Here is a 6019-nt window from a genome sequence, read left to right as displayed (position 1 = left end):
CGTACATTTCCATCTTCTAAAGCTTTTTCAGCCGCAATAGTAGCAATATCAGATGTAGACACATTTTGATTTACTATTCTTCTTTCACTAATACCAGTTCTTTCTAATATCCACTCATTAGATGTATCTACTATCTTACTTAAGTCAAAATTGGTAACCTTTTTTTCTGGTACATAACTACCTATGCCAGTTATGCCTACTGGATATAAATTATTCAATTTTACACCTCCGTAGAAAATTATATTGGAGTCAAACTATTTTATCCCTCCCCTCTATTCTTTAATACACTAATTTAAAATTAGTTGATAAAAATTTTAAGTTTCTGTATTATATTTATATGGATAACAAAAACTTTAAGAATTAGTATATAGTATTTTTGTAAAATGGTCAACAATATTATTTCAATAAAATCATTAACACGAGGTGATATAATGAAAAACATATTAAATATTGATGATATAATGAAAATTATTCCCCATAGATATCCTTTTTTATTAATAGATAGAGTCGAAATAATTTCCAATGGTAAAAATGGTATCGGATATAAAAATGTAACTATGAATGAACATTTTTTCCAAGGCCATTTTCCTAATATGCCAATAATGCCTGGAGTATTGATTATAGAAGCCTTAGCCCAAGTCGGTGCAGTTGTTTTATTATCTGAAGAAAAATATAAAGGACGAACTCCTTATTTTGCAGGAATAAATAAGGTTCGTTTTAAAAGAAAAGTAGTTCCTGGAGATATACTAAAAATGGAAATAGAAATTATAAAAGTAAGAAATTCTATAGGGATAGGTAAAGGAAGTGCTTTTGTCGATAAACAAATAGCTGCAGAAGGAGAATTTTTATTCGCCATAGAATAATAAAAACAAGTTACCTATTATCCATTAATAGGTAACTTGTTTTTATTAGATAGTTTCTTTTCTTTTAAGTATTTTATTTCTATTAATACATTACGGAGCTCATCTAATGTCAATTCTGCAAATTCTTTGTTTCCTAAACACCAATTTCCTGATTCACAGTTTATTTTTAGAAAATCTTTTAAAAATGAGGCCAATATCTTTTTGTCCTCTTTTCCTAATAGAGAGTCTATACTATCCGATTCTATTAAATTATATAATACCCTCAAAATTTTTTGATTAATATCCTTTTTATCCAATCTTGAATATCTGATTTCATCATAAATATCGATTATTATATCCAATCCTTTAACAGAATTCGTATTCTGCAAATATTCTAAAGCTGCTTTTATACAATTTTCTATTTTCTTTTTTTGATCCCCCATTTAAACACACCTCTGTCTTATTATTAATTAGCTTTTCTCTATTATATGCTAATATCAAGGTATTATATGAGCCAATTTGGTAATTATAAAAGATAATTTCTATATTTATTAGAAAAATGAGATTCTCTAATATGGGAATATTTTGTCGATATTAGTAAACTATTTCCCAGGAAATTTTATTAATGTTTAATCATACTTTTGCTATACCCATTTTTCGACTTTTTAAAAATTTTTTGTCGTAAATCCGCAAGATTTGTAGGTATAAAGTCCTAATTATTATACTTATATAGTACTATATCATAAGATGATTTTCAAGAAAAGAAAGTGGAAATATAAAAAAGCTTGCTATATAGCAAGCTTTTTTATATTTCCAATGGTATATCGTACTGCTCTCTTCATGAAGCAACTACCTCTTCATCTTCTTTGAAGATCTTCCCTTTTTCTGCAAATTCATGTATCTCTTTTGCTGTTAAACCTTTTAATCCTAATCTTTCCACCGTTCTTCCCTCTTCGAAAAAGTCTATGCCTGTTATTAACCCTGCTATTCTAATTATAGAATCCATAGCAGGAGTCTCTATGTTAAATTCCTTTGCTAAAGTTGACATAGGAATTAAGCTGTAAGGCACGTCTTCATATATATATCTTATATTTAAACCTTTAGGTGCTTGTAACCCCTTATAAGCAGGATTATTTTGAACTGCTTCATATAAATTATCTCCTTTTGCACCATAAGTTTCCTCTAGCCAATCTTTAGCAGATAAAGTATTTACGTTGAGTAGAAAACCTATTTTCATCCTTTCAGCATCCATCTTTTCTAAAAAATTTCCTATCGATGGTGTTATACCTTCTGTATAGTATTCAAAAGGAGCACCTCTTTCTATATGTCCGCTGTTTAAAAGGGTAGGACCTGGATGAAATATAGCACCATAATTATTTATACTGGTTTCAATTACATCTCTTGCCGCTACAAACTGAGGATAAGCCTCCTTAAGCATTTCTATTACATAATCCGTCTTTATAGCTGGAATAGCAGCTAATGTTACTTCCTTTTTAGATTTAAATATATGAGCACTATTTTCACATGTTTTCCTACAAGCATATATAAATGTTTGGGCTTCAGCTACTATAATATCTTTATTTGATCCACATTGCCTAATAGTTGCATATACCTCTAAAGCGCCTCCTGTCCTCCCAGGATTTAACACAATTACCTGACCATCCTTTAAATATGGAGCCATTTCCTTAGCTAAATAATAATGCCCCATAGCTGGCACAGTCACCATTATAATATCAGCATCCTTTATAGCCTCTTCAATATTATTTGTTGCTATGTTTAACTTTCCTTCCCCTTCTACTTCACCCGTTAATTCTATCCTAGGTTTTCTAATTAACGGAAGTATGTTTTCCAAAGTTCTATTGTATAGATTCACTTTGTAACCTAATAAACTTAAATATCCTGCCATGGCAACGCCTCCATTGCCTGCTCCAATAACAGCATAAATTAAATCTTTTTTCATACTATTACCTCCTATCCCATAATTTCCCTATTTGTTTTTAAGTAAAATAATAGACTATAGAGGGCTCCCCATAGTCGATAGATAACAATACATTATCAATCCCCCCTCCACGCTTGCGAGGTTAGCTGACGGGTTCGGGCTAAGGGATTTTGCCCGTCCTAATAAAGGATTCACCCCATTTAAATGGTTCCCCCGCTTCTTTCTCAAGAATTTAGCGATAGATATAAATTTAAAATTCTATTAGCAGTCAACTAAAATTTAAAACCTAGGTTAGTTATTTAAAATTATACTGTATCAATTTGATTTGAAATGAGTTTTTATTAATAAATCTTTAATGGATATTGATATTATAAAATGAATAGAATTGTTTAGAAGCTTAAATTAAGGTTTAAAATAAGTATAATCACGACAAAATTAGTATATCATATTTTAATAATAAATGCAAATATTTTATCTATATTTTTCTAAAAACAGAAAAACCGATTCTTCCTAGGAAGAATCGGTTTTAGGTTTATACCATTTCTTTTATCTGTTTTCTTGCAATTTCTGCCCCTTTTTCTAAGGCTTCTTTATTTATAGGAATTAAATGAGATTTATTTTCTCCAAATACTTTTGTAAATCCTTCTAATATGGATTCTACATCTACTACTTTTGTAACTTCTAAATAGGCTCCTAACATTACCATGTTTGCAACCCTCATATTTCCTAATTCATCTGCTGTCTCATTGGCAGGAATATAGTATACATCTATATCTTCTCGTTCTGCTTTATCATCTATTAAAGATGAGTTTATAAAAAGTCTGCCTTTTTCATAAACAGTAGGTTCAAATTTATCTAAAGATGGTTTGTTCATAACAATAGCTGTTGTAGAATTAACTACTACCGGTGAGCCTACTGGGTCACTAGATATAATAACACTACAATTAGCTGTTCCTCCACGCATTTCTGGTCCATATGAAGGTAACCAAGAAACGTGTTTCTTCTCTATCATACCTGCATAGGTTAAAAGTTGACCTATAGCCATTACCCCTTGTCCACCAAATCCTGCAATAGTTATTCTTTCTTCCATTTACTCCACCTCCTCTGGTTTTCTAAAATTTCCTAGAGGATAATAAGGTATCATATTATCTTCAAGCCATCTTAAGGCTTCCTCTGGTGTTAATCCCCAGTTAGTTGGACAAGTAGACAATACTTCTACTATTCCAAATCCTTTGCCTTCTATTTGAAGTTTAAAGCATTCCTTTATAGCTTTTTTAGCTTTTCTCACATGGCCAGGAGTAGTTACAGTAACTCTTTCAACAAACTTGGCTCCATCAATAGTTGCCAAAAGCTCTGACATTCTAATTGGTTTCCCTGAATGAGCTTCAGTCCTACCTAAAGGTGCAGTAGTGGCTTTTTGTCCAATCAAAGTAGTAGGTGCCATCTGTCCTCCTGTCATTCCATAGATTGCATTATTGACAAATATAGTGGATATCTTTTCTCCTCTATGGGCTGCATGAACTACTTCTGCTGTACCGATAGAAGCTAAATCTCCATCTCCTTGGTAGGTGAAAACAAAATTATCAGGTCTTACTCTTTTTATTCCCGTTGCCACAGCTGGCGCTCTACCATGAGCTGCTTCATGCATATCACAGTTGAAATATTTATAAGCAAGGACTGAACATCCTACTGGTGCTACACCAATAGCTTTATCTAATACTCCCAACTCTTCTAAAGCTTCTCCTACCAACCTATGGATAATACCATGAGTACAGCCAGGACAATAGTGAGTAGAAACATCTGTTAGTCCTTTAGTCTTTTTAAATACTACTGACATTATTTTTCACCTCCATAGATTTCTTTTACTTTTGCAATGATTTCATCTGGTGTAGGTACCATACCACCAGTTCTCCCATGGAAATATACTGGATATTTTCCTTTAACAGCTATTTTTACATCATCTATCATTTGTCCAGTATTCATTTCTACTGTTAATATTCCTTTACAATTTTCATTTATTTTATTGAACTCATCATAAGGATAAGGCCATAAAGTAATAGGCCTAATTAGTCCTACCTTATATCCTTCTTTTTCTAATTGGGATATAGCTGTTCTTGCAATTCTAGATGTTGTTCCGTAAGCTGCTATAACTACATCTGCATCTTCTATATTGTAGGATTCAACCTTTACTTCATTTTCTTTTATTGTTTTATATTTTTTTTGTAGTTTTTTATTATGCTCTTCTAATTCTTCAGGAGCTAAATATAGTGAATTAATAATATTGGGTTCTCTTTTCCCCTCAGTTCCAGTAGTTGCCCAATCTTTTTCTGGTAGTTCCCTTTGTTTTGGCTTTTTAAATTCTACTGGTTCCATCATTTGTCCTATCATTCCATCTCCAACAATCATAACTGGATTTCTATACTGATCTGCTATATCAAATCCTTCTATTATTAAATCTACTAGTTCTTGTACATTGGCTGGAGCTAATACTACTAATCTATAGTCTCCGTTTCCTCCGCCTCTTGTTGCTTGAAAATAATCAGTTTGAGACGGTTGTATACTTCCTAGTCCTGGTCCACCTCTCATTATATTTACTATTAAACAAGGTAGCTCTGCTCCTGCAATATAAGATATACCTTCCTGTTTTAATGATATACCTGGACTTGATGAGGAAGTCATAACTCTTACACCTGCACCTGCAGCACCGTAAACCATATTGATTGCTGCTATCTCAGATTCTGCTTGTAAAAAAATTCCTCCAACCTTTGGTAGTTCTCGTGCCATATACTCTGGCAATTCACTTTGCGGTGTTATAGGGTATCCGAAAAAATACTTACAGCCTGCTTCTATAGCAGCTGCCCCTATAGCTTCATTTCCCTTCATGAGAACTTTAGCCATCAAAAACCCTCCTTAAAAATTTATTTATTCAGTCTTTCCACAGTTATTACTAAATCTGGACACATAGTTGCACAATTAGCACAAGCAATACATTTGTCCATCTCTTCAATAGTAGCTGGATGATAGCCCTTTGCATTTATTCTGTTATTGTCTAAGGATATGATTTTTACAGGACATACTGATACACATAAACCACATCCTTTGCAAAGGTCTTCTTGGAATGTTACCTTTCCTTTTACTTTGGCCATCATAAAACCTCCTTATGTTTTATATTGTTAGACCATCCACTCTTCCCTCATATATAAAGTCATCGGGAATATTTCGCCTTGTAAATTATCTG

General features: G+C 32.4%; 7 protein-coding genes, 1 pseudogene and 1 riboswitch. Of the genes and pseudogenes, 1 reads left to right on the top strand and 7 read right to left on the bottom strand.

The genetic code is table 11. From position 1 onward, the window contains the following. Positions 1 to 218 (bottom strand): annotated as a pseudogene (locus VK998_RS12605) (3-oxoacyl-ACP synthase); the annotation flags it as partial. A gap of 213 nt (positions 219 to 431) precedes the next feature. Here VK998_RS12605 and fabZ point away from each other — a divergent pair. Then, a complete protein-coding gene (fabZ, locus tag VK998_RS12600; protein ID WP_325228930.1) occupies positions 432 to 863 on the top strand; it encodes a 3-hydroxyacyl-ACP dehydratase FabZ in 432 nt (143 codons plus the stop codon). A gap of 17 nt (positions 864 to 880) precedes the next feature. Here fabZ and VK998_RS12595 read toward each other — a convergent pair whose 3' ends face one another. From VK998_RS12595 to VK998_RS12570, 6 genes are all read right to left on the bottom strand, one after another. Further along, positions 881 to 1285, bottom strand: coding sequence for a hypothetical protein (locus VK998_RS12595; RefSeq protein ID WP_325228927.1), 405 nt, complete (start codon positions 1283 to 1285; stop codon positions 881 to 883). Positions 1286 to 1680: 395 nt separating this feature from the next. Then, positions 1681 to 2802, bottom strand: a complete 1122-nt coding sequence (locus VK998_RS12590) for an NAD/NADP octopine/nopaline dehydrogenase family protein (protein ID WP_325228925.1) — start codon at positions 2800 to 2802, stop codon at positions 1681 to 1683. A gap of 95 nt (positions 2803 to 2897) precedes the next feature. Beyond that, positions 2898 to 3029, bottom strand: a riboswitch (cyclic di-AMP (ydaO/yuaA leader). Between the two features lie 284 nt (positions 3030 to 3313). Further along, positions 3314 to 3871 (bottom strand): 2-oxoacid:acceptor oxidoreductase family protein, encoded by a 558-nt coding sequence (locus VK998_RS12585; RefSeq protein WP_325228923.1) that lies wholly within the window; start codon positions 3869 to 3871, stop codon positions 3314 to 3316. Next, positions 3872 to 4618: a thiamine pyrophosphate-dependent enzyme gene (locus tag VK998_RS12580; RefSeq protein WP_325228920.1), complete on the bottom strand. Its 747-nt coding sequence runs from the start codon at positions 4616 to 4618 to the stop codon at positions 3872 to 3874. Then, positions 4618 to 5679 (bottom strand): 3-methyl-2-oxobutanoate dehydrogenase subunit VorB, encoded by a 1062-nt coding sequence (locus VK998_RS12575; RefSeq protein ID WP_325228918.1) that lies wholly within the window; start codon positions 5677 to 5679, stop codon positions 4618 to 4620. The genes VK998_RS12580 and VK998_RS12575 overlap by 1 nt, the downstream gene beginning before the upstream one ends. Before the next feature lie 20 nt (positions 5680 to 5699). After that, positions 5700 to 5927, bottom strand: a complete 228-nt coding sequence (locus tag VK998_RS12570; protein ID WP_325228916.1) for a 4Fe-4S binding protein — start codon at positions 5925 to 5927, stop codon at positions 5700 to 5702. Between the last annotated feature and the right edge of the window lie 92 nt (positions 5928 to 6019).

Source organism: Schnuerera sp., from assembly GCF_035459645.1.
Taxonomy (GTDB): Bacteria; Bacillota; Clostridia; order Tissierellales; family Tepidimicrobiaceae; genus Schnuerera.
The sequence above is the reverse complement of the archived record's forward strand: the minus strand, read 5'-3'. Positions and strand labels throughout refer to the sequence as shown.

What these genes read in the sequence shown, in the direction of transcription:
- VK998_RS12585 (WP_325228923.1), bottom strand. Translation starts at nt 3,871, where the DNA reads ATGGAAGAAAGAATAACTATTGCAGGATTTGGTGGACAAGGGGTAATG.
- VK998_RS12580 (WP_325228920.1), bottom strand. Translation starts at nt 4,618, where the DNA reads ATGTCAGTAGTATTTAAAAAGACTAAAGGACTAACAGATGTTTCTACT.
- fabZ (WP_325228930.1), top strand. Translation starts at nt 432, where the DNA reads ATGAAAAACATATTAAATATTGATGATATAATGAAAATTATTCCCCAT.
- VK998_RS12570 (WP_325228916.1), bottom strand. Translation starts at nt 5,927, where the DNA reads ATGGCCAAAGTAAAAGGAAAGGTAACATTCCAAGAAGACCTTTGCAAA.
- VK998_RS12590 (WP_325228925.1), bottom strand. Translation starts at nt 2,802, where the DNA reads ATGAAAAAAGATTTAATTTATGCTGTTATTGGAGCAGGCAATGGAGGC.
- VK998_RS12595 (WP_325228927.1), bottom strand. Translation starts at nt 1,285, where the DNA reads ATGGGGGATCAAAAAAAGAAAATAGAAAATTGTATAAAAGCAGCTTTA.
- VK998_RS12575 (WP_325228918.1), bottom strand. Translation starts at nt 5,679, where the DNA reads ATGGCTAAAGTTCTCATGAAGGGAAATGAAGCTATAGGGGCAGCTGCT.